The sequence below is a fragment of the Micromonospora sp. SL4-19 genome (genome assembly GCF_047921475.1).
GTDB lineage: Bacteria > Actinomycetota > Actinomycetes > Mycobacteriales > Micromonosporaceae > Micromonospora.
In genome coordinates, this window is the sequence record NZ_JBLROB010000001.1 from 473,224 (window position 1) to 494,595 (window position 21,372).

General features: G+C 74.4%; 18 protein-coding genes and 2 pseudogenes. 15 read left to right on the forward strand and 5 right to left on the reverse strand.

Annotation, left to right across the window (positions count from 1 at the left end; translation table 11 throughout):
• The first annotated feature begins 45 nt into the window (after window positions 1-45).
• Entirely contained in the window at window positions 46-1,713 is a 1,668-nt protein-coding gene (locus tag ACNAVT_RS02090; protein ID WP_416292259.1) for a phospho-sugar mutase, read from the forward strand.
• Window positions 1,714-1,790: 77 nt separating this feature from the next.
• Here ACNAVT_RS02090 and ACNAVT_RS02095 read toward each other — a convergent pair whose 3' ends face one another.
• Together ACNAVT_RS02095 and upp are read right to left on the reverse strand one after the other, a co-directional pair.
• Window positions 1,791-2,471 carry a GOLPH3/VPS74 family protein gene (locus tag ACNAVT_RS02095; RefSeq protein ID WP_416292261.1) on the reverse strand — a complete coding sequence of 227 codons (681 nt, stop codon included), beginning with the start codon at window positions 2,469-2,471 and terminating at the stop codon, window positions 1,791-1,793.
• 171 nt (window positions 2,472-2,642) lie between these two features.
• Entirely contained in the window at window positions 2,643-3,275 is a 633-nt protein-coding gene (gene upp / locus ACNAVT_RS02100; RefSeq protein ID WP_416292263.1) for a uracil phosphoribosyltransferase, read from the reverse strand.
• Between the two features lie 135 nt (window positions 3,276-3,410).
• Here upp and deoC point away from each other — a divergent pair, with 135 nt between their 5' ends.
• From deoC to ACNAVT_RS02150, 10 genes are all read left to right on the forward strand, one after another.
• Window positions 3,411-4,370: a deoxyribose-phosphate aldolase gene (gene deoC / locus ACNAVT_RS02105; RefSeq protein ID WP_416292265.1), complete on the forward strand. Its 960-nt coding sequence runs from the start codon at window positions 3,411-3,413 to the stop codon at window positions 4,368-4,370.
• 6 nt (window positions 4,371-4,376) lie between these two features.
• Window positions 4,377-5,807 (forward strand): aldehyde dehydrogenase family protein, encoded by a 1,431-nt coding sequence (locus tag ACNAVT_RS02110; protein ID WP_416292832.1) that lies wholly within the window; start codon window positions 4,377-4,379, stop codon window positions 5,805-5,807.
• Entirely contained in the window at window positions 5,800-6,624 is an 825-nt protein-coding gene (locus ACNAVT_RS02115) for an aldehyde dehydrogenase family protein (RefSeq protein ID WP_416292267.1), read from the forward strand. The genes ACNAVT_RS02110 and ACNAVT_RS02115 overlap by 8 nt, the downstream gene beginning before the upstream one ends.
• Before the next feature lie 297 nt (window positions 6,625-6,921).
• The gene (locus ACNAVT_RS02120) at window positions 6,922-7,353 is read left to right on the forward strand and encodes a BlaI/MecI/CopY family transcriptional regulator (RefSeq protein WP_416292269.1); all 432 of its coding nucleotides are present in this window, start codon (window positions 6,922-6,924) and stop codon (window positions 7,351-7,353) included.
• A 10-nt stretch (window positions 7,354-7,363) separates the two neighbouring features.
• Window positions 7,364-8,269, forward strand: coding sequence for a M56 family metallopeptidase (locus ACNAVT_RS02125; RefSeq protein WP_416292271.1), 906 nt, complete (start codon window positions 7,364-7,366; stop codon window positions 8,267-8,269).
• Window positions 8,270-8,364: 95 nt separating this feature from the next.
• A complete protein-coding gene (locus tag ACNAVT_RS02130; protein WP_416292273.1) occupies window positions 8,365-9,612 on the forward strand; it encodes a cytochrome ubiquinol oxidase subunit I in 1,248 nt (415 codons plus the stop codon).
• A gap of 10 nt (window positions 9,613-9,622) precedes the next feature.
• Window positions 9,623-10,630, forward strand: coding sequence for a cytochrome d ubiquinol oxidase subunit II (locus ACNAVT_RS02135; RefSeq protein WP_416292275.1), 1,008 nt, complete (start codon window positions 9,623-9,625; stop codon window positions 10,628-10,630).
• Complete coding sequence (cydD, locus tag ACNAVT_RS02140) at window positions 10,627-12,321, forward strand: thiol reductant ABC exporter subunit CydD (protein ID WP_416292277.1); 1,695 nt, start codon at window positions 10,627-10,629, stop codon at window positions 12,319-12,321. The genes ACNAVT_RS02135 and cydD overlap by 4 nt, the downstream gene beginning before the upstream one ends.
• Window positions 12,318-14,249: a thiol reductant ABC exporter subunit CydC gene (gene cydC / locus ACNAVT_RS02145; RefSeq protein ID WP_416292279.1), complete on the forward strand. Its 1,932-nt coding sequence runs from the start codon at window positions 12,318-12,320 to the stop codon at window positions 14,247-14,249. The genes cydD and cydC overlap by 4 nt, the downstream gene beginning before the upstream one ends.
• A 61-nt stretch (window positions 14,250-14,310) precedes the next feature.
• Window positions 14,311-14,982, forward strand: coding sequence for a permease prefix domain 1-containing protein (locus ACNAVT_RS02150; RefSeq protein WP_416292281.1), 672 nt, complete (start codon window positions 14,311-14,313; stop codon window positions 14,980-14,982).
• A gap of 59 nt (window positions 14,983-15,041) precedes the next feature.
• Here ACNAVT_RS02150 and ACNAVT_RS02155 read toward each other — a convergent pair whose 3' ends face one another.
• A complete protein-coding gene (locus tag ACNAVT_RS02155) occupies window positions 15,042-15,383 on the reverse strand; it encodes a PadR family transcriptional regulator (protein WP_416292283.1) in 342 nt (113 codons plus the stop codon).
• 117 nt (window positions 15,384-15,500) lie between these two features.
• Here ACNAVT_RS02155 and ACNAVT_RS02160 point away from each other — a divergent pair, with 117 nt between their 5' ends.
• The 4 genes and pseudogenes from ACNAVT_RS02160 (at window position 15,501) to ACNAVT_RS02175 (ending at window position 20,210) form a co-directional block, all read left to right on the forward strand.
• On the forward strand, window positions 15,501-16,493 hold the full coding sequence (locus ACNAVT_RS02160; protein ID WP_416292285.1) for a DNA primase: 993 nt from the start codon (window positions 15,501-15,503) through the stop codon (window positions 16,491-16,493).
• Between the two features lie 23 nt (window positions 16,494-16,516).
• Window positions 16,517-17,507, forward strand: a pseudogene (locus ACNAVT_RS02165) (transposase); the annotation flags it as partial.
• A 47-nt stretch (window positions 17,508-17,554) separates the two neighbouring features.
• A pseudogene (locus ACNAVT_RS02170) lies at window positions 17,555-18,850 on the forward strand (transposase); the annotation flags it as partial.
• A gap of 133 nt (window positions 18,851-18,983) precedes the next feature.
• The gene (locus ACNAVT_RS02175; protein ID WP_416292286.1) at window positions 18,984-20,210 is read left to right on the forward strand and encodes an ABC transporter substrate-binding protein; all 1,227 of its coding nucleotides are present in this window, start codon (window positions 18,984-18,986) and stop codon (window positions 20,208-20,210) included.
• Between the two features lie 118 nt (window positions 20,211-20,328).
• On the opposite strand, the gene ACNAVT_RS02180 is transcribed toward ACNAVT_RS02175, so the two are convergent.
• Complete coding sequence (locus ACNAVT_RS02180; protein ID WP_416292288.1) at window positions 20,329-20,922, reverse strand: GTP-binding protein; 594 nt, start codon at window positions 20,920-20,922, stop codon at window positions 20,329-20,331.
• 1 nt (window position 20,923) lies between these two features.
• Window positions 20,924-21,301 carry a DUF742 domain-containing protein gene (locus ACNAVT_RS02185; RefSeq protein WP_046567086.1) on the reverse strand — a complete coding sequence of 126 codons (378 nt, stop codon included), beginning with the start codon at window positions 21,299-21,301 and terminating at the stop codon, window positions 20,924-20,926.
• Between the last annotated feature and the right edge of the window lie 71 nt (window positions 21,302-21,372).

Here is a 21,372-nt window from a genome sequence, read left to right on the forward strand (position 1 = left end):
AGGCCGCCGGCCGGTGGCGATCCGCCGTCGTGCTATCAAAGGGCAATGGCGGCGGATACCACTGACCTTGACGAACTTCGCGAGCTGGCCCGGCGGTGGCTCGACGACGACCCCGACCCCACCAGCCGGGACGAGCTGCGCACGGTCCTCGACGCGCTGCCGGACAGCGCGCCGGAGTTGGCCGACCGGTTCGCCGGGCCGCTGACGTTCGGCACCGCCGGGCTGCGCGGCCCGCTGCGCGCCGGCCCGAACGGGATGAACCTCGCGGTGGTCACCCAGGCCGCCGCCGGGCTGGTCGGCTGGCTCGCCGCCCAGGGTGGCACCGGCCCGCTGGTGATCGGGTACGACGCCCGATACGGGTCGCGGGCCTTCGCCGAGCGCACCGCGCAGGTCGCCACGGGCGCGGGTCGCCCGGCCCTGCTGCTGCCCCGCCCGCTGCCCACGCCCGTGCTGGCGTACGCGGTGCGGCACCTCGGCGCGGTGGCCGGCGTCATGGTCACCGCCAGCCACAACCCGCCGCAGGACAACGGCTACAAGGTCTACCTCGGTGCGCAGCTCGGTGGGGAACTCGGTGCAGGGGCGCAGATCGTGCCTCCGGCCGACGCCGGCATCGAGGCCGCGATCCGGTCGGTCGGCCCGCTGACGCGGGTGCCGCTCGGCCCGGCCGGCGAGGTGCTCGGCGACGACCTGGTCGCCGCGTACGTGGACCGGGCCGCGGCGGTGGTCGACCCGGCCGGTCCGCGCGATCTGAAGGTGGCGTACACGCCGTTGCACGGGGTGGGGGCCGCTGTGCTGACCGCCGCCTTCGCCCGGGCCGGCTTCGCGACCCCCGGCGTCGTGCCCGACCAGGCCGAACCGGACCCGAGCTTCCCGACGGTGAGCTTCCCCAACCCCGAGGAGCCGGGCGCGGTGGACAAGCTGGTCGCGCTGGCCGGCGCGACCGGCGCGGACCTGGCCATCGCCAACGACCCGGACGCGGACCGCTGCGCGGTGGCCGTCCCGGACGGCGCCGGGGAGTGGCGGATGCTGCGCGGGGACGAGGTGGGCGCACTGCTCGCCGACCACCTGATGCGCCGCGGCGTCACCGGCCTGTACGGCACCACCATCGTGTCGTCGTCCCTGCTGCGGGCGATGTGCACGGCCCGGGAACTGCCGTACGGCGAGACGCTGACCGGGTTCAAGTGGATCGTCCGGGCCGGTGGCGGGACCCAGCCGCTGGTGTTCGGGTACGAGGAGGCGCTCGGCTACTGCGTCGCGCCGGAGCACGTCCGCGACAAGGACGGCATCACCGCCGCGCTGACCGTCGCCGAGCTGGCCGCCGGCCTGAAGGCCCAGGGCCGTACGCTCACCGACCGGCTGGACGAGCTGGCCGCCGAGTTCGGCGTACACCACACCGACCAGCTCTCGGTGCGGGTGGACGACCTGCGAGTGATCGCCGACGCGATGGCCCGGATCCGGGCGGCCACCCCGGACACCCTGCTCGGGCACCCGGTCACCGAGGCGTCCGACCTGCTCCCCGGCGCGGACGTGGTAATCCTGCGGACTGACGCGGCGCGGGTGGTGATCCGCCCGTCCGGCACCGAGCCGAAGCTCAAGGCGTACCTCGAGGTGGTGGAGCCGGTCGCGGACGGCGACGTGGCGGCGGCCCGCGCCCGCGCGGCGACCGCCGTGGCCGCCCTCCGCGCCGAGGTCGCGACCGCCCTCGGCCTGTAGCGGCGAGCTGGGCCCCTTGTCAGCGACTGTTGTCGACAGGGGGCCCGCGCGCCAGCGGTGGCGCCGAGCGGAGGCCCTTACGGTTCGCGCCTGCCGAGGGCGGCGTCGACCGCCTGGGCGAGGGCGGCGACCACCAGGCTGACGGAGGGGCGGACCACCGAGTCGTCCAGGCTCACGTTGCCGGAGAAGCCGGCACCGCCGGCGATCGCCTCCAGCCGGCGGCGGGCGTCCCGGGTCTCCTCGCCGGCCAGGCCGAGCGTCGGTTCCATCCGCAGCACCGCCACCAGGGTGGCCAGCGCCGCGGTCCGCTCGTCGGGAAGCTGGCCGGCGGCCAGCGCGGCGGTCAGCCGGCGGCGGATGTCCGCCTCCACCGAAGCGTCCGCCACCGGGTACCGGTGCACGTGGATGAAGCCCAGCTCGGTCTCGTCGACGTCCCGCACCACGCCCCGGCCGCACAGGTCGCCGAGGATCCGGTCGCGCAGGCCGTGCCGCAGCCGCTGCACCCAGGACGACGGGGTGTGCGGGGTGTCGGCGGCGATCCGGGCGAGGACCTCGTCGGCGATCGGCTCGCCGGTCGGGGCCGGGTCGACCACCGCCAGGAAGCCCTCGGAGTACGCGATCCGGCCGGCCAGGGCCAGCTCGACCAGCACCGCTGCGGCCATCCCGAGGTCCAGGCTGATCCGGGGCATGACCGCCTTGCCGGTTTCGTCGTCGTAGGCGAGGAGCAGCAGCTCTTCGGCGAGCGCAACACCAGTCATGGCCGGAGACGGTAGCCTCTCGCCGCACCCCGGCGCGCGGACTCGCCCACGCATCCCCGGCCGCCCCACGGATTCACGGAATCAGGGCCCGTTCGGTGCGGAACGGGCCCCGCTTCCCGTGAATCTGCGCTCCGGCGACGGGCGGACGGGGGTCGGGGTCGACGGGGCGGGTCAGAAGCGGGGCATGCCGCCGAACTGGCGGTCGCCGGCGTCGCCGAGGCCCGGGACGATGAACATCCGGTCGTTGAGGCCCTCGTCGATCGAGGCGGTGACCAGGCGCAGCGGCAGGCCGGAGCGCTCCAGCCGCTCGATGCCGGCCGGCGCGGCGAGGACGCAGAGCACCGTGATGTCGGTGCAGCCGCGGTCGGCGAGCAGCCGGCAGCAGTGCTCCAGCGACCCGCCGGTGGCCAGCATCGGGTCGAGCACCAGCACCGGCAGGCCGCTCAGGTCGCGGGGCAGCGACTCCATGTACGCGCGCGGCTCGTACGTCTCCTCGTCCCGGGCCAGGCCGACGAAGCCCATCGACGACTCGGGCAGCAGGCCGAGCGCGGCGTCGGCCATGCCGAGACCGGCCCGCAGCACCGGCACCAGCAGCGGCGGATTCGCCAGCCGGGTGCCCTCGGTCGCGGTGACCGGGGTCTGGATCGGGTACTTCTCGACGGGGAAGGAGCGCGCGGCCTCGTACACCAGCATGGTGGTGAGTTCGCGCAGCGCGGCCCGGAACGACGCGGAGTCGGTCCGGGCGTCCCGCATGGCGGTCAGCCGCGACTGGGCGAGCGGGTGGTCAATGACGTGTACGTCCACGATCGCTCAACCTACCGGTCCGGCTGCCATCGCAGTACAGGTGCGGGGTGACCAGCGACGCCGCTCACGTGCGGCCCCGGCGCGGGGGTGGCGTGATCGAAATCACACCTAATCGGGATGCGTACTATTCTCGCCATGACGTCGACAGCAACGTCGGCCCGGTCGGACCTCTCCGACCTGGGACGATCTGATACCGCTCTGCGGACCTTCCTGCACGGCCTGCCGGGCGTGGATCAGGTCGGCGCGGAGCAGCGGGCGGCACAACTCGGCACCCGCTCCATCAAGACCACTGCCAAGGCCCAGGCGATCGACCTGGCGATCCGAATGGTCGACCTGACCACCCTCGAGGGGGCCGACACCCCCGGCAAGGTGCGGGCGCTCGCCACCAAGGCGCTGCGGCCCGACCCGGCCGACCCGGCCTGCCCGCACGTCGGCGCGGTCTGTGTCTACCCCGCCATGGTCCCGTACGTGGCCGAGGTGCTGCGCGGTTCCGGCGTGCACCTGGCCAGCGTGGCGACCGCCTTCCCGTCCGGCCAGGCGCCGCTGGAGATCAAGCTTGCCGACACCCGGGCGGCCGTCGAGGCCGGCGCCGACGAGATCGACATGGTGATCAACCGGGGCGCGTTCCTGGCCGGCCGCTACAAGGAGGTCTACGACGAGATCGTGGCCACCAAGGAGGCCTGCGGTGACGCCCACCTCAAGGTGATCCTGGAGACCGGCGAGCTGGTCACGTACGACAACGTGCGGCGGGCCTCCTGGCTGGCCATGCTGGCCGGCGGCGACTTCATCAAGACCTCCACCGGCAAGGTCCCGGTCGCGGCCACCATGCCGGTGACCCTGGTGATGCTGGAGGCGGTCCGGGACTTCCGCGCCGCCACCGGGCGACAGGTCGGCGTGAAGCCGGCCGGCGGCATCAAGACCACCAAGGACGCGATCAAGTACCTGGTCATGGTCAACGAGACCGTGGGCGCCGACTGGCTCGACCCGGACTGGTTCCGGTTCGGCGCGTCCAGCCTGCTGAACGACCTGCTCATGCAGCGCACCAAGCTGAAGACCGGCGTCTACTCCGGTCCCGACTACTTCACCCTGGACTGAGTGCCGATGTTCGAATACGCCCCCGCCCCCGAGTCCCGCTCGGTGGTGGACATCAAGCCCTCATACGGGCTCTTCGTCGACGGGAAGTTCGTCGACCCGACCGACGGCGGCAGCTTCAAGTCGATCAACCCGGCCTCCGAGGAGGTCCTCGCCGAGATCGCGGAAGCCGGCTCGCAGGACGTGGACCGCGCGGTCCGCGCGGCTCGCAAGGCGTACCAGAAGGTCTGGGGCCCGATGCCGGGCCGCGACCGGGCCAAGTACCTGTTCCGGATCGCCCGGATCATCCAGGAGCGCTCGCGCGAGCTGGCCGTGCTGGAGTCGCTGGACAACGGCAAGCCGATCAAGGAGTCCCGGGACGTCGACCTGCCGCTGGTCGCCGCGCACTTCTTCTACTACGCCGGCTGGGCCGACAAGCTGCCGCACGCGGGCTTCGGGCCGGACCCGCAGCCGCTGGGGGTGGCCGCGCAGGTCATCCCGTGGAACTTCCCGCTGCTGATGCTGGCGTGGAAGATCGCCCCGGCCCTCGCGGCCGGCAACACCGTGGTGCTGAAGCCGGCCGAGACCACTCCGCTGACCGCGCTGGCCTTCGCCGAGATCTGCCAGCAGGCCGACCTGCCGGCCGGCGTGGTCAACATCGTCACCGGCGCCGGCGACACCGGCCGGGCGCTGGTCGAGCACCCGGGCGTGGACAAGGTGGCCTTCACCGGCTCCACCGACGTCGGCCGGGCCATCGCCCGCTCGATCGCCGGCACCCGCAAGAAGCTCACCCTCGAGCTGGGCGGCAAGGCCGCCAACATCGTCTTCGACGACGCCCCGGTCGACCAGGCGGTCGAGGGGATCGTCAACGGCATCTTCTTCAACCAGGGGCACGTCTGCTGCGCCGGCTCCCGACTGCTGGTCCAGGAGTCGGTCGCCGACGTCGTGCTGGAGTCGCTGAAGCGCCGGATGGCCCAGCTGCGGGTCGGCGACCCGCTGGACAAGAACACCGACATCGGCGCGATCAACTCGGCCGCCCAGCTCGCCCGGATCCGCGAGCTCTCCGAGGCCGGGGCCGCCGAGGGCGCCGAGCGCTGGTCGCCGGCCTGCGAGCTGCCCGAGCGCGGCTTCTGGTTCGCGCCGACCATCTTCACCGGGGTCACCCAGGCGCACCGGATCGCCCGCGAGGAGATCTTCGGCCCGGTGCTGTCTGTGCTGACCTTCCGCACCCCGGCCGAGGCGGTGGAGAAGGCGAACAACACGCCGTACGGGCTGTCGGCCGGGATCTGGACCGACAAGGGTTCCCGGATCCTGTGGATGGCCGACCGGCTCCGCGCCGGCGTGGTCTGGGCCAACACGTTCAACAAGTTCGACCCCACCTCGCCGTTCGGCGGCTACAAGGAGTCGGGCTACGGCCGCGAGGGCGGTCGGCACGGGCTGGAGGCGTACCTCAATGTCTGAGCGGGTCGCGGTACGCAAGACGTACAAGCTCTTCATCGGCGGGAAGTTCCCGCGCAGCGAGTCGGGACGGTCGTATCTCGTGCAGGACTCCAACGTCGTACTGGCCTCGCGCAAGGACGCGCGCGACGCCGTCCTCGCCGCCAGGAGCGCCGTGAAGGGCTGGGCCGGGGCGACCGCGTACAACCGGGGGCAGATCCTCTACCGGGTCGCCGAGATGCTGGAGGGCCGCCGCGAGCAGTTCGTCGCGCTCGGCGTGCCGGCCGCCGAGGTCGACGCGGCGATCGACCGCTGGGTCTGGTACGCTGGCTGGTCCGACAAGCTCCCCCAGGTGTACGGCGGCGCGAACCCGGTGGCCGGGCCGTACTTCAACCTGTCGGCGCCCGAGCCGACCGGCGTGGTGGCCGTGGTGGCCCCCGAGGCGCCGGCGCTGCTCGGTCTGGTCAGCGTGATCGCCCCGGCGATCGTGACCGGCAACACCGTGGTGGTGGCGGCTTCCCCGGACGCCCCGCTCGCCGCGGTGACCCTGGCCGAGGTGCTGGCCACCTCCGACCTGCCGGGCGGGGTGGTCAACATCCTGACCGGCCGGATCACCGAGACGGTGCCGACGCTGGCCGCGCACATGGACGTGAACGCGATCGACCTGACCGGGGTCACCGACGCCGAGCTGGCGGCGGACCTCGAGGTCAAGGCGGCGGAGAACCTCAAGCGGGTGCTCCGGCCGGCCCCGGCCGACCACGACTGGTTCGCCGACCCCGGCATCACCCGGATGACCGTCCTCCTGGAGACCAAGACCGTCTGGCATCCGAAGGGCGTCTAGCGCTTGTGGGGTTTCCGGGGGACCCCACCCCGCTCCGGGCGGTCAGGCTTGATCCCTCCGCGGGCGGGCTCCCCCGGAAACCCTCGGTGGGCACCGTCCGTCGAGCGGTTCCGGCTCGATGCTGATGCCCAGCGTCGGGTCCTCGGTCGGCGGGGTGGTTGGCCTCCCTCATGATCCGCAAAGTTCACGGAAAGAGTGGTCTCCGCGCGGCGGATGGCCACTCTTTCCATGAAAGAGCGCCCTCACGTGCCTGGGTGCGGGGCGGATGGGATCTACTACGGGGGGTAGGATTAGGGCGTGACTCGGCTGGGTGATCTCGAACGTGCGGTGATGGACGTGCTCTGGGACATGGACCCGGGCGCGTCCGACGGGGTGACCGTGCGCGAGGTGGCCGACGCCCTGGACGGGCGGGATCTGGCGTACACGACGGTGATGACCGTGCTGGACCGGCTCGCCGGCAAGGGCATGGTGCAGCGTCGGCGGGAGGGACGGGCCTGGCGCTACCGGGCCGCGGCCAGCCGCGAGGCGCACATCGCCCAGCTCATGCTCGACGCCCTCGACCTCGGCGGCAGCCGGGACGCCGCACTGGTGCGCTTCGCCCGTTCGGTGACCGGCACCGAGGCGGAGGTGCTGCGCGCGGCGCTGAGCGCCGAGGCCGGGCTGACGGACCGGGTCGACGACCCGCGGGCCGGGCGGCCGACGCTGGCCGACGAGGCGACGGACCGGTAGGGCGGCGGCCGTGGCCTACGCCGTGCACTTCGCCGTGGCCATCCTGGCCTGCTGGCTGACCGCGCAGGTCTTCGCGGCCTCGACGTGGACCTGGCGTGCTCCGCGCGTGGCGATCGTCTGCTGGCAGGCGGTCGGGCTGGCGCTCGGCCTCTCCGCGATGGGCCTGCCGATGGCGCTCGGCCTGGCCGCGTACGACCGGCCGACCGGGAGCGCGCTGCTGGCTCTCGCCACCGACCTGGCCCACGGCACCCTGCCGGCCGGGGTCGAGGCGGTCCACCTCGGCCTGGTCGGGGTCGGCTTCGGCATCGGCGCGGTGCTGCTCACCACGACGGTCCGCAGCGTCCACGCCACGATCCGCGCCCAGCGCCGGCACCGCGAGCTGCTCAGCCTGGTCGCCCGCCGGGACCCCACCGTTCCCGGCGCACTGGTGCTGGACCATCCGAGCGCCGCGGCGTACTGCCTGCCGGGGGTGAAGCCCCGGGTGGTGGTCAGCGCCGGCACGCTCAACCTGCTGGACCGGGCCGAGCTGGCGGCTGTGCTCACCCACGAGCGGGCACACGCCGAGGAGCGGCACGACCTGGTGCTGCTGCCGTTCACCGCGCTGTGCCGGGCGCTGCCCTGGTTCCGTTGGGTCCGGGCCGCGCACGAGCGGGTGGCGTTGCTGGTCGAGATGCGCGCCGACGACAAGGCCCGCGAGCTGCACGCCGAGGAGCCGCTGGCCGGGGCGCTGCGTCGATTCGCCGCCGCCGGACACCGGGTCACGCCGGCCGGCGCGCTCGGCATCGGCGACCGCGACCTCGACGTACGCGTGCAGCGGCTGCTGGTCCCGGACCGGACGCCCCGGCTGCTCGGCGCGGTCGCGCTGACCGTCGCGACCACCCTGGTCGCCCTGCCGATCTCCCTCTTCCTGAACTGACTCCGTTCCCGGCGACCGGCCCGGGCGGGGCGGACAGGTAGACAGACTACAGGTAGGCTGTCTACGAAAAGCGAGCCAACCGTTGGAGAACGGCCATGGATTCTCTGCTCCTCGCCCGCCTGCAGTTCGCCACCACCACCTCGATCCACTTCCTCTTCGTGGTGGTCACCCTCGGCCTGGTCACCCTGCTGGTCGGGTTGCAGACGGCCGGCTTCGTCACCGGCAAGCCGGTGTACGAGCGGCTGACCCGCTTCTGGGGCCAGCTCTACGTGATCAACTATGTGCTCGGCATCGCCACCGGCATCGTGATGGAGTTCCAGTTCGGGCTGAACTGGAGCGGCCTGTCGCGGTACGTCGGCAACGTCTTCGGCGCGCCGCTGGCCATGGAGACGCTGGTCGCCTTCTTCCTGGAGTCCACGTTCCTCGGCATGTGGATCTTCGGCTGGCACCGGCTGCGCCGCGGCGTCCACCTCGCGCTGCTCTGGGGCGTCGCAGTCACCGCGTACGCCTCGGCGTTCTGGGTCATGGTGGCGAACGCGTGGCTCCAGCACCCGGTCGGCTACGAGCTGCGCGACGGCGTCGCCCACCTCACCGACTTCGGCGCGCTGCTCACCAACCCCACCCTCGGCTTCGCCCTCGGGCACGTGGTGTCGGCGAGCCTGGTCACCGGCGGGATGCTGATGGCGGCGGTCAGCGCCTGGCACCTGATCCGGCGTACCCCCGACTTCGCCCTCTTCCGGAAGTCCCTGCGACTCGGGCTGCTCACCTTCGCGGTCGCGGTGGTCTTCCTCATCGGGTTCGGCTTCGCCCAGTTCGGCCCGGTCGGGGCGCTCCAGCCCACCAAGTTCGGCGGCGGCCCGGACCAGGACGCACTGATCGCCGAGTGGACGGCGCGGTTCGGCCCTGGCGACTACACCCCGCCGGCGCTGTCCAACGTCGGCCTCGGCTTCATGATCCTCATCGGGATGACGCTCTTCTTCGGCATCCTGCTGGTGCCGCTGCTCTGGCGGGACTGGCTCATCCGCCTGCGGTTCCCGCTCTGGCTGATCCTGCTCGCCCTGCCGCTGCCCTTCGTCGCGGTGATCCTCGGCTGGATCGCCCGCGAGGTGGGTCGCCAGCCCTGGGTCGCGTACGGGCTGCTGCCGACCGGTCAGGCCGTCTCGCCGGTCGGCACCGGGCTGATGCTCACCTCGCTGATCGGCTTCACGCTGCTGCTCGGCACCCTCGCCGTGACCAACTGGGTGCTGCTGGCCCGGCACGCCGCCCGGGGCGCGCACGACCCCGCGCTCGGCCGCCCGCCCGCGCCCGACACCGATTCCCGCCCGCACACCGTGTTCGCCTGAGGAGCCTGCCGTGGAACTCGCCTGGTACGCCCTGCTCGGCCTCTTCTTCGCCACCTACCTGGTGCTCGGCGGCTACGACTACGGCGTCGGGCTGCTGCTCGCCCGCGGCGGCACCCGTGAAGCCCGGCGGGCCGCGCTCAATGCCGTCGGGCCGTTCTTCCTCGGCAACGAGGTCTGGCTGGTGGCCGCCGTCGGCATCCTCTTCGGCGCCTTTCCCGTGCTGGAGGGCGAACTGCTCTCCGGCTACTACCCGGCCGTCCTCGGCGCGCTCGCCGGGGTGGTGCTGGTGACCGCCGGGGTGCAACTGCGCAGCCGGCCGCGCGCGGAGTCCGCCCGCGCCGCCTGGGACCGGGTGGTGGTGGCCGGCAGCGCGCTCGCCGCCCTCGGCTGGGGCGCCCTGCTCGGCGGGCTGCTGCAGGGCGTGCCACTGCGGGCCGACGGGCACGTCGCCGGGGTGGGCCACCTCTTCACCCCGTTCGTGGCCACCACCGCGCTGGCGATGCTGGCGCTGGTCGCCGTGCAGGGTGCGACGTTCCTCACCCTCCGGCTGCCGGCCGCCGACGCCTCGTCGGTCGCCCGGCTGGCCCGGCGGCTGGTGCCCACGGCGCTCGCCGCGGTCGCCGCGGCCACCGTGCTGGGCCTGCTCTCCGACCGGGTACGCGCCGCCGTGGCGCGGCCAGCGCTCGCCGTACTCCTGCCGGTGGTGCTGGTCGCGGCGCTGCTGGCGGCCCGCGCCGCGCTCGGCCGGGGTCGGCCCGGGGTGGCCTTCGCGGCGACCAGCGCGGCGCTGGCGCTGCCGGTGGCGCTGGTCGGGGCGGCCCTCTGGCCCCGGGTGCTGGTCTCCACGGTCGACCCGGGCGCCTCGCTGTCCGTCGCCGACGCGGCGGCGAGCGGGCCGACGCTGTCCCTGCTGGGCTGGCTCGCGCTGCCGCTCCTACCTGCCCTATTAGGCTTTCAGGCGATGTGCTGGTGGGTGTTCCGGGGACGGACCGACGGCAGGGCACCGGTGTACTGGTGAACCGCCGCCCGTTCGACCCGCGACTGCTGCGCCGGGTCCCCGCGGCCCGGCGCGACCTCGTCGTGCTCGCGGTGCTGGGCGGGCTGACCGCGCTGCTCGTTGTCGCGCAGGCCACCGCGCTGGCCACACTGCTGGCGACGGCGGTCGACGGGCGGTTGCACCGGCCGGCACTGGCGGGTCTCGTGGCGGCGGTGGCCGCTCGGGCGCTGGTGAGCTGGGCGCAGGGCACGGTGGCGGCCCGGGCGGCGGCGACGGTGAAGGCGACGCTCCGCGCCGACCTGCTCCGCGCGGTCGGCCGGCACGGCCCCACCTGGGTCGCCGGGCAGCGGGCCGGGCAGCTCGCCACCCTCGCCGGGCGTGGCCTGGACGCGCTCGACCCCTACTTCACCGGCTACCTGCCGCAGCTCGTGCTGAGCGTGACCGTGCCGCTGGCCGTGCTGGCCCGGATCGTGTTCGCCGACTGGAGCTCGGCGCTGATCATCGCGCTGACCCTTCCGCTCATCCCGGTCTTCGGCGCGCTGCTCGGCTGGCAGGCGCAGGCCGCCACCGAGCGGCAGTGGCGCCGGCTGTCGCTGCTCGGTGGGCACTTCCTCGACATGGTCGCCGGGCTGCCCACGCTGCGCGCGTTCGGCCGGGCCCGGGCCCAGGTCGACGTGGTACGCCGGATGGCCGACGGGCACCGCCAGGCCACCATGAAGACGTTGCGGATCGCGTTCCTCTCCGCGCTGGTCCTCGAGCTGGTCGCCACCCTCTCGGTGGCGCTGGTCGCGGTGCCGGTGGGCATCCGGCTGCTGGGCGGCGGGATCACCCTCTCCACCGCGCTGCTGGTGCTGCTGCTCACGCCCGAGGCGTACCTGCCGCTGCGGGCGGCGGGCAGCCGGTTCCACGCCAGCATGGAGGGGCTCACCGCGCTGGACGAGGCGCTCACCGTCTCCGCCGCACCGGAAGCCGCCGCACCGGAGGCCGCCGCACCGACAGGTGGACGGCTGCCGGCGCCGGACGGCCGCGGCGAGATCCGCTTCGAGGGCGTCACCGTCGAATACGAGCGGACCACGGCGCTGCGGGACGTCACCCTCGCCATCCGGCCCGGCGAGCGGGTCGCCGTCATCGGGCCCAGCGGCGCCGGCAAGAGCACCCTGCTCGGCCTGCTGCTCGGCTTCGTCACCCCGACCGCCGGCCGGGTCACCGTCGACGGAGTGGATCTCGCCGACGTCGACCTCGACGACTGGCGGCGCCAGGTCGCCTGGGTGCCGCAGCGGGCCCACCTCTTCGCCGGCTCGCTGGCCGACAACATCCGCCTCGGCGCGCCCGACGCCCCCGACGCCGCGCTCACCGGCGCGGTCACCGACGCGGCGCTGGACGAGGTGGTCGCCGCCCTGCCCGACGGGCTGGCCACCATGCTGGGCGAACGCGGGCACGGCCTGTCCAGCGGGCAGCGCCAGCGCGTGGCGCTGGCCCGGGCGTTCCTCCGGGACGCCCCGCTGGTGCTCCTCGACGAGCCGACCGCCCGGCTGGACACCGCCAGCGAGGCGATCGTGCTGGCCGCCACCCGGCGGCTGGTCGCCGGGCGTACCGCGCTGCTGGTGGCCCACCGGCCGGCGTTGCTGGCGGACGCCGACCGGATCCTGCGGGTCGAGGACGGCCGGGTGACCGAGCTGAGCGCGGTGCCGGCCGGAAAGGTGGCGCGATGAACGGCGGGCCGGCCCTGCCCGAGCGCCCCGACCAGCCGGGGCGTGCCGTACCGGGCGGCGTCTCCCGGGACGGGGTGACCCCCGCCGGTCGCGACCCTGGCGTGCCGACCGCCGCCGAGCCGGCCCCGGTCGAGCTGGCGTCGGGCGGGCCGGCCGTCGTTGTCGCCGGTCGTCGGCGCGGGCCACGCGCCGAGCGGGCCGTGCTGCGGCTGGCGCGGCCGTATCTGGGCCGGCTGGTGGGAGCCGGGCTGCTCGCCGCGGCCACCGAGTTCGCCGGGCTGGCCCTGATGGCCACCGCCACCTGGCTGCTGATGACCGCCGCCGGCCGGCCGACGCTGGACCGGTTGACCGTGGCCATCGTCGCGGTCCGGGCCCTCGCCGTCAGCCGGGGCGTATTCCGCTACACCGAACGGCTCGCCGGCCACGACGCGGTGCTCCGCATGATCACCGACGTACGGGCCCGGGTCTTCGGCACCCTCGCCGCCCGGCGGGACACCGCCGCCCAGCGGACCGGCGACGCGTTGAGCCGGCTCGTCTCCGATGTCGAGGCCGTGCAGGACCTGCTGCTCCGGGTGCTCGTACCGGGAGCGGCGGCCGCGCTGGTGAGCCTGATCGCCGTCGGGGGTGCCGCACTGATCTCGCTACCGGCGGCCGGGGTGCTCGCCGTCGGGCTGCTGGTGGCGGGGGCGGGGCTGCCCGCGCTGGCCACCGCGCTCACCCGGCGCGCCGCCGACCAGGTGGCCCCGCTGCGCGGGGCGCTCGCCGTGGACGCGGTCGACCTGACCCACGGCGCCGCCGACCTGGCCGCGTTCGGCGCCACCGCCACCGCGCTGGCTGCTGCCGAGCAGCGGGCCCGGCGGCTCGCCCGGCTGGAGCGCCGGCTCGCCGCGACCGGCTTCGCGGTCGACGCGACCGGGGTGCTGGTCGGCGGGCTCACCGCCGCCGCCGTGGTCGTGGTGGCGTTGCGCGCGGGCGTCGGTGGGGTTTTGGTCGGCGTCCTGGCCGTCGGCGCCCTGGCCGCCGTCGAGATCGCCCTCGCCCTGGTCGGGGCCGCCCGGCAGCGGACCCAGCTCCGGGCCGGCCTGACCCGGGTGGCCGCCCTGCTCACCGCCGGAGAGCCGGCACCGGCCGCCGGTCGGGGTCCGCTCGGCGGGGAGGCCGTGACCGGGCACGACGTGCGGTTCGCCGGGGTGACCGTGCGCTACCGGGAGGGGGCGGCACCCGCGCTGGACGGTGTCGACCTGGACCTGCCCGCCGGTCGCCGGGTGGCCGTGGTCGGGCCGAGCGGCGCCGGCAAGAGCACCCTGGCCGCCGTGCTCACCGGCGCGGTACGCCCCGACACCGGTCGGGCGACCCTGGACGGCGTGGACGTGTCCGCGTACCCGGCCGAGGAGCTGCCCCGGCTGGTCGGCGGCCTGCTCGCCGAGGCGTACGTCTTCCACGCCTCGGTACGGGAGAACCTGCTGCTGGGCCGGCCGCGCGCCGGCGAGGAGGAGCTGACCGTCGCAGTCCGGGCGGCCGGCCTGCTGGACTGGGTACGCGCCCAGCCCGACGGCTGGGACACCGTGGTCGGCGAGCAGGGTGGGCAGCTCTCCGGCGGCCAGCGGCAGCGCCTCGCGCTGGCCCGGGCGCTGCTGGCCGCCCCGGCGGTGCTCGTGCTGGACGAACCGACCGAGGGGCTCGACCCGGCCGCGGCGGACGCCGTGCTCGCCTCGGTGCTGGCCGCCACCCCGATCGACCACTCCGTCCTGCTGATCAGCCACCGGCTCAGCGGCCTGGCCGGGCTCGACGAGATCGTGGTGCTCGACGCCGGCCGGGTGGTGCAACGCGGCCGGCACGACGAGCTGGTGGCGCAGCCGGGCTGGTACCGCGAGCAGTGGCTGCTCCAGGCGGCGGCCGAGCGCGGCTATCTGGCCCTGGCCCCCTGACCGGCGACGTCCGGGAAATCCCCGGACGCGGCCGATGCCACCGGATGGCAGGGTGGGTCGCATGCGGGGGTACCAGGACGTGCTCATGGAGGAGCGGCTGGGTGAGCTGGCCGGCCAGCTGCGCGGACCGGCCCGCCTCAAGGCCGACCTACTGACCGAGGCGCGGCACGGGTTGCTGGACGCCGTCGAGGCGTACCGGGAGGCGGGCCTGGCGCCGGCGGAGGCCGAGCGGCGGGCGGTGGCCGAGTTCGGCAGCCCGGCCCAGCTGGTCCCCGGCTACCAGGCCGAGCTGGCGGCGGGGGCGCTGCGCGGGCTGGCGCTGCGGGCGCTGGCGGTGGCGGTGGTGCTGATGGCCGGCGGCGACCTGACCTGGCGCGGGTCGAGCTGGAGCAACGGCCCCCGGCCGCCGGAGGGCTACCTGCTCCTCTCCGCCTCGCTGAACGGGATCTGGGCCCTGGTCGCCGGGCTGGCGCTGGCCGGGCTGCTGCTCGGCGTCCTGGCCGCGCGGTACGGGTCGTCCCGGCTCACCCGACTGGCGAGCGCGGCGGGCTTCGGGCTGATCGGTGGGCTGGCGGCCGGTGCGCTCGCCGGCAGCGCCCTGTTCGGCTGGTCGGTCGGCCTGTGGGACGCGGCTCTGGCCTGGCCGCCCATGATCATCGGCGGGGTGCTGGTCAGCGCCGCGTGGTTCGCGCTCGCCCGAGCGAGCCGATGCTGGCTGCTGGCCACTTGCTGACGCCCGACCCGGCCGGTGAGCGCGCCCGGCCCAACCGCGGGCCCGTGGGGCGGATGCCGTCAGGCGGGCGCGGAGGGCGGCTCGTCGGCGCCGAGGAAGCGGCCCACTGTCGCGCTGAACTCGCGCCAGCCGGCCCGCTCACCGGCGAGCGCGCGGCCACCGGCCTCGGTGAGCTGGTAGGTGCGCCGTTCCCGGCCGTTGACCGTGCTCCACGAACTTGCCACGTAGCCCGCGCGCTCCAGGCGGCGCAGCGCCGGGTAGACGGTGCCGGTGGGCAGGTCCAGAGTGCCGCCGCTGCGCGCCCGGAGCGCCTCGATGATCGCGTAGCCGTGCTGGGCGCCCTGTTCCAGCACCGCCAGCAGCAGCGCGTCCAGGTGTCCGTGCAGCGCCTGGGCCTTCATGCGTAGAAAGCCTACTTGTCGGCCGGCCGGGACGCCACCGGGGTGCATTCCCGGCCGCACCCGGACGCCCACTAGGGTATGTGCGCAGAGTCACTCGGCGACCGGAGGCGTCGCCGGGTGGGCAACCCGAAGCACACGGAGGTCAGCGTGGTCCGCCAGTCGCCCCAACGGCCCGACGCCGACGAGCCCGAGCTCGACGACACCACCGCGTCGGCCGCTGAAGACGAGGTCGAGGTCGACCGCTCGACGGCGGACCGCTCGCTCTGGGAGGAGCTTCGGATCGACCCGGTGGAGATCGCCCTGCCCGCCGGCACCGGCTTCACCCTGCGGGCGTACCGGCCGGCCCGGGAGCTCACCCCGACCGACGTCGCCGAGCGCGACCAGGAAGACCCCTTCCTGGCCCGTCGCCAGGTCGTCGAGAGCGAGGACGACGAGGAGGTGGTGATCCTCGACGAGGAGTTCGCCGCCCTCTCCGCCGAGGAGGAGGACGAGGACGAGCGGCCGAAGGGCCGCAAGCGCCGCGGCGCCGAGGCGGCGGACGAGGACCTCGAGCAGGATGAAGACGAGGACGAGGACGCGAGCGAGGACGAGGACGAGGACGAGGCGGACGAGGACGCGGGCGACGAGGAGGTCCCGGCCTTCCTCACCCACCGTGGCAAGCTGCTGCTGTTCAAGACCCCCGAGTCGCTGGTCAGTTTCGTCCGGTCCGGCGCGCCGAACGACCTGTCTCAACTGGACAGCTGGAGTGAACTGTCCGAACGGGTTGAACCGGGCGACATCGCCCCGCTGGACGAGGACGCCTACGAGCTCGACCTCGTGGTGGAGAACCTCCGCGGCGGCCACGACGCGTGGGATCCCACGCTCCTGATCGAGGCCGGCGAGATCGCCCGTGACCTGGCGTACGCGCTGCGGCTACCGGGCGTGCTCGACATGCTCTCCGCAGGCTCGAGCCTGGACGACCTGGACGAGGCGCTGCGGGCGACCGTCAACGGCGGAATCGGTGGTTTCCTGGGTCGGCGCCGGCTGAGGAAAATCGGGGCACAAACCGCAAGTTTGGGTTGGCGCACCATTGTCGGCAAGATCTCTGCTGTTGTGGACTGGCGCGACTGACCCGGAGCGGGGAGCATCAGTCTCTGGCAGAAAGCCCTGTCTCCCGGGAGGAGGACGACGCCGTGGCGCTCGTGCGCGTGTACTGCGGTCTGGCCTCGGCGGATCCGGCCGACGGGCCGGCTTCGGCCGGATCGACGCTGACGTCCGCTGTGGTCGACGACGCAGGCCGTCTGCTGCATGTCTACGAGATCGGCGACGACCCCGCTGGCTACGCCCAGCTGGTCGCGCTGCTCGTGGAGCGGTCGGGCGGGCCGAGCGGCGCGGCGATCGCTGCCGACAGTGACGACCACACGGTCACCTCGCTGCTCAGCGCGGCCGGCCGGCCGCTGGCGGTGGCGGACGACGACCTGGTCGACGACTTCGCCGAGCGGTTCGCCGACGACGACTCGCTGGAGGAGATGCAGTCCCCGCCGGCCGAGCGCCGGGCGGTCGGGCTGGCTCGGGCGCTGCAGGCCGGCGCCCTCTCCGCGGTCACCCTGCCGGCACCCCGCGACCTGGCGGGCTACAAGCAGGTCCTCGCCGCGCACGCCGCGCTGGCCAGCGGGCGGCACTCCGCTGCCGTGGCGCTTCGCGAGGTGCTCCGCGAGCTCTACCCGGCCGCCCTCCGGGCCTACCCGGACCCGGCCGAGCCGATCTCCCTGGCCGTCCTCGACGCGCTGCCGGAGCCCGGGATGCTCAGCGGCACGGTGGCCCGCGGTCGCGACGTCGCGGTCGCCGCGGACGCCGTCGCCGCGCACCTGGCGAACGAGGGCGTCGCCGACGCCGACACCATCAACGACGCGGTGACCGCACTGCGCGTCGCGATCGCCGAGACGCCCCGCCGGGCGAGCGTCAACCGGGCCCTCACCGCTGCCGTCGCCGAGACCGTACGACAGGCGGTCGCCGCCGTCCGATCCTGCGATGCCGGCTGCGCGGCGCTGGTCAACGCGCTCGGCGCCCGGGCGACCACGCCCGTTCCGGCGCCCGGCCGCCGGGCTGCCGCCCGGCGCGGCGAACCGGTCGACGAGCCCGTCGGCACCGGCCTGCGGTCGGTCCGCCCGGCCGAACCCGAGCCGGTGGGTCGGCGCAGCCGCCCCGAGCCGGTTTCCGGACCGGCCGCGCCGGCGTCGCCCCAGCCGCTCGGCCCGCCGCCGGTCGCCCCACCACCGGTCGCGCCGCCGCCCGTCGCCCCCGCCCCGGCCGCCACCGGCCGGCCGGCCTCGGCACCGCCGTCGCGTCCCGAGCCGGCCGCCGCGCCGATGCCGCAGCGGGTGGACGGGCCCACCAACCGGCCGGTCTCCGCACCGCCGCCGCCTCCGGGGATCACCCCGATCGCCCCGGCCCAGCGGGGCAAGGTGCCGCCGGCCGAGGCGGGCGAGCCGTTCCGCCCCACGCTGACCACGGCGGCGATCAACAGCGCCCGCGCCGAGCGGCAGCGGACCGTCATCCCGCCCCGACCGAAGACCAACCAGGAGCCGCCGACCGGTGGCTTCAGCGCCACCGACCTGAGTGTCCCGGTGCCGACGCCGCGCCCCGGCCAGGAAGCCGCTCCCCCGGGCTCCCGGGCCAACTGGCCGCTGGTCAACAACAGCGACGAGCAGGACGAGCGCGCTGCGGAGGCCCCGGTCCCCTACTCGTACGGCGGCCGGGGCGTGGACGCGCCGAGCGACCCTGGCGGCAGTCGGGTCACCCCGCCGTGGCTCGCCGACGACCTGCCCCAGGAGCCGCCGATGCTGCGGCTCGTGGAGCCGCCACCGCTGGCCGACCGGGCGCTGCGTGACGAGCTGGACCCGCCGACCGACCCTGGCCTGGACGCCCGGTCGCTGCGGCTGGTCGATCGGCAGGAGGCCGACAGGTCCGGTCGGCCGGCGTCCCGTGCCGACCAGCCCAGCCCGCCGGAGCGGCGTCCGGCGCCGCAGGAACACCGGCCACCGCCGGTCTCCGACGACGGCGACGGCGACCTGCTGATCTTCGCGCAGGCGAAGTCCGCCTGGTTCGTCGGGCACGGCGACGAAGCCGACCTGAGCTGGTCGAGCACCGCCGACAGTGGTTGGCAGGCCGCCGAGCAGGCGGCCCGCCCGGCGGTCGGCGCGGAGACCAGCGCCGGCCTGCCGAAGCGCGTCCCGCAGGCCAACCTGGTGCCGGGCTCGCCCCTGCGTGACGAACGTCCACTACGGATCGTGCGGAACGCGGCCAGCCTCGCCGAGAACACCACGGGCTACTTCCGGGGCTGGCGGCGCGGCCAGGAGATCGGCGGCTTCGCCGTCGGTGGCCGTCCCGGGCGGGAGGCGGCCGGCGGCTGGGACTTCACCCGGGACACCGGGGACCGCGACGACGACCGGGAGTACGAGTACCGCTCGGTCGGCTACCGGTCCTGACCGGAGTCGTCCCGCTTCCCATCTGCGTGTTCCTACCCACACCCGGATAATTTGACGCCGGGTCCGGCCGGCCGGGAGCATACCCGCGGAACAGCCGGCGACGGGCGTTCGCCGGGGTGGGAAGGCGACTCCAATGGCGACACCGGTATTCGGCTCCTCCGTGCTGACCCGGCGGGGCATCCTCGCCGCGGCGGCCGGCACCCTGCTGCTCACCGCGTGCGGGCAGCAGGACCAGCAACCGGACGGCCGGACCGCCGGCACGACCGCCCCGGGCGACCACGAGCTGGTGATCGGCGTCAACCTGGAGCTGACCGGCAGGGGGGCCGCCCTCGGGGTGCTCCAGCACCGGGCCATGGAAATCACCGTCGAGTCGCTGAACATCGCCGGCATCCCGGTCGGCAACCTGCGGCGTACGGTGCGGCTGGAGGTCCGGGACAATCGCAGCGACCCCCGGGAGGCGGCCCGGCAGGCCACCGAGCTGGCCCGGCGCCACCAGGTGCACGCGCTGGTCGGCGGTGCCTCCGCCGAGACCTCCATGGCCATCGTCGAGGTGGCCCAGGAGCTCCAGGTGCCGTTCCTGTCGCTGGCCGCCGCGGACGGCATCGCGCTGCCGCTGGCCGAGCGCACCTTCATCTACAAGCTCACCCCGGACGCCGGTGACGTGGCCCGCCAGATGGCCCGCCTGATCGAGTCACAGCGGATCCGGCGGGTCGCCCTGCTGGCCGCCGACGGCCTGCACGGCGACTCCGGCGTACAAGCGGTGGAGGGCGCGCTGCGGGCCGTCGATGTGGACCTGGCGCGGATCGTACGGCTGCCCGCCTCCGGGCGCAGCTTCAGCTCCGCGGCCGGGCGGGCCGTGGCCGGCGAGCCGGACGGCGTCATCGTGTGGGCCACCGCCCCCGACTCCGGCGAAGCAGCCCGGGCGCTGCGACGGGCCGGCCACCGAGGCCCGCTCTTCTTCGATCCGGGCGCGGTCGCCGACGACACGCTCTCGGACGCGAACGCGCCCGCCGTCGAGGGGGCGTACGCCGTGCACCCGGCCTGCCTCGCCATCAACACGCTGATCGCGACCACCACCGCTCAACTGGCCCGGCGAGACTTCATCTACCGCTACGCCGCGCTGCACGGCAGCTTCAGCGGCTTCGCCCCGTACGGCTCGGACGCGATCCAACTGCTCGCCTCGGCGGCCGGGACGGCGAGCAGCGTCGACCGCGGCCGGTTGCGGGCATACCTCCAGACGCAGGTGACCGAGGGCATCGCCGGCGCATACGCCTTCGCCCCGATCCGGCACGGCGGCATGGAGCGGGACTCGCTCGGCGTCTACACGGTCAGCCAGGGCGCCTGGACCCCGTACTCCTGATCGTCCACTGCGGCCTGCCCGAGCCCGGGAACTCACCGGGCCCGGGCAGGCCGGGGGACGTCCTGCGGACAGCGCGAAGCGCCCGGTGACCGAATCACCGGGCGCTTCGCCATGCCGGTCAGGCGGGCGCGACCGCCCGCGAACGCCGCATGGTGAGCACGTACTCGACGAGCGAGATCAGCACGTGCTTGGTCGACTCCCGGTTCCGGGCGTCGCACGCCACCACGGGCACGTGGCTGGAGATCGCCAGCGCGTCCCGGACGTCCTGCGGGTCGTGGTACTGCATGCCGTCGAAGCAGTTGATGGCCACCAGGTACGGCAGCCGCCGGTGCTCGAAGAAGTCGATCGCGGCGAAGCAGTCGGCCAGCCGACGGGTGTCGACCAGCACCACGGCGCCGATGGCACCGCGGACCAGTTCGTCCCACATGAACCAGAACCGGGTCTGACCCGGCGTACCGAACAGGTACAGGATCAGATCGCGATCGATCGAGATACGACCGAAGTCCATCGCCACCGTGGTCGTCGTCTTCCCCGGCACCTGCCGGTTGTCGTCGACGCCCACGCCGGCGGAAGTCATGATCGCCTCGGTGGTCAGCGGCGTGATCTCCGAGACCGAGCCGACCAGCGTCGTCTTGCCGACGCCGAATCCACCGGCGATAACGATCTTCGCCGACGTCACGCGTCCGCTCGGGACCGGCGGCCGGTGCGACATGTCAGAGCCTGCGAAGTCCACTCAGCACCCTCTCCAGCAGTTCAGTGCCCACCGCGTCATCGGAGTCGTCCAGGATGGTCGGCTCATGGACCGCGACCAGGCCGTCCGTCGCCATATCGGCGATGAGCACCCGGGCCACGCCGAGCGGAAGCTGCATGCGCGCCGCGATCTCGGCGAGCGACTGCACACGTCCGTCACACAGCGCAGCGATGTACTGGTGCTCACGGCCCTGGCCGCCATTGCCTGTGGCAACGGCCCGGCCGCGCACCGTCGTCTCGACGAGCGCCTCCAAGGCGATCTCGAGCCGGGGACGGGTACGACCGCGGGTCACGGCGTACGGACGGACCAACGCTCCGGTCGGTTCATCACGATCAACCATGTCGCCGCTCACCTCCTTCGTACCCGGCACCGGCTCGCCCCGGTGACACCCGTCGTTGTCGTAGTTGTTGC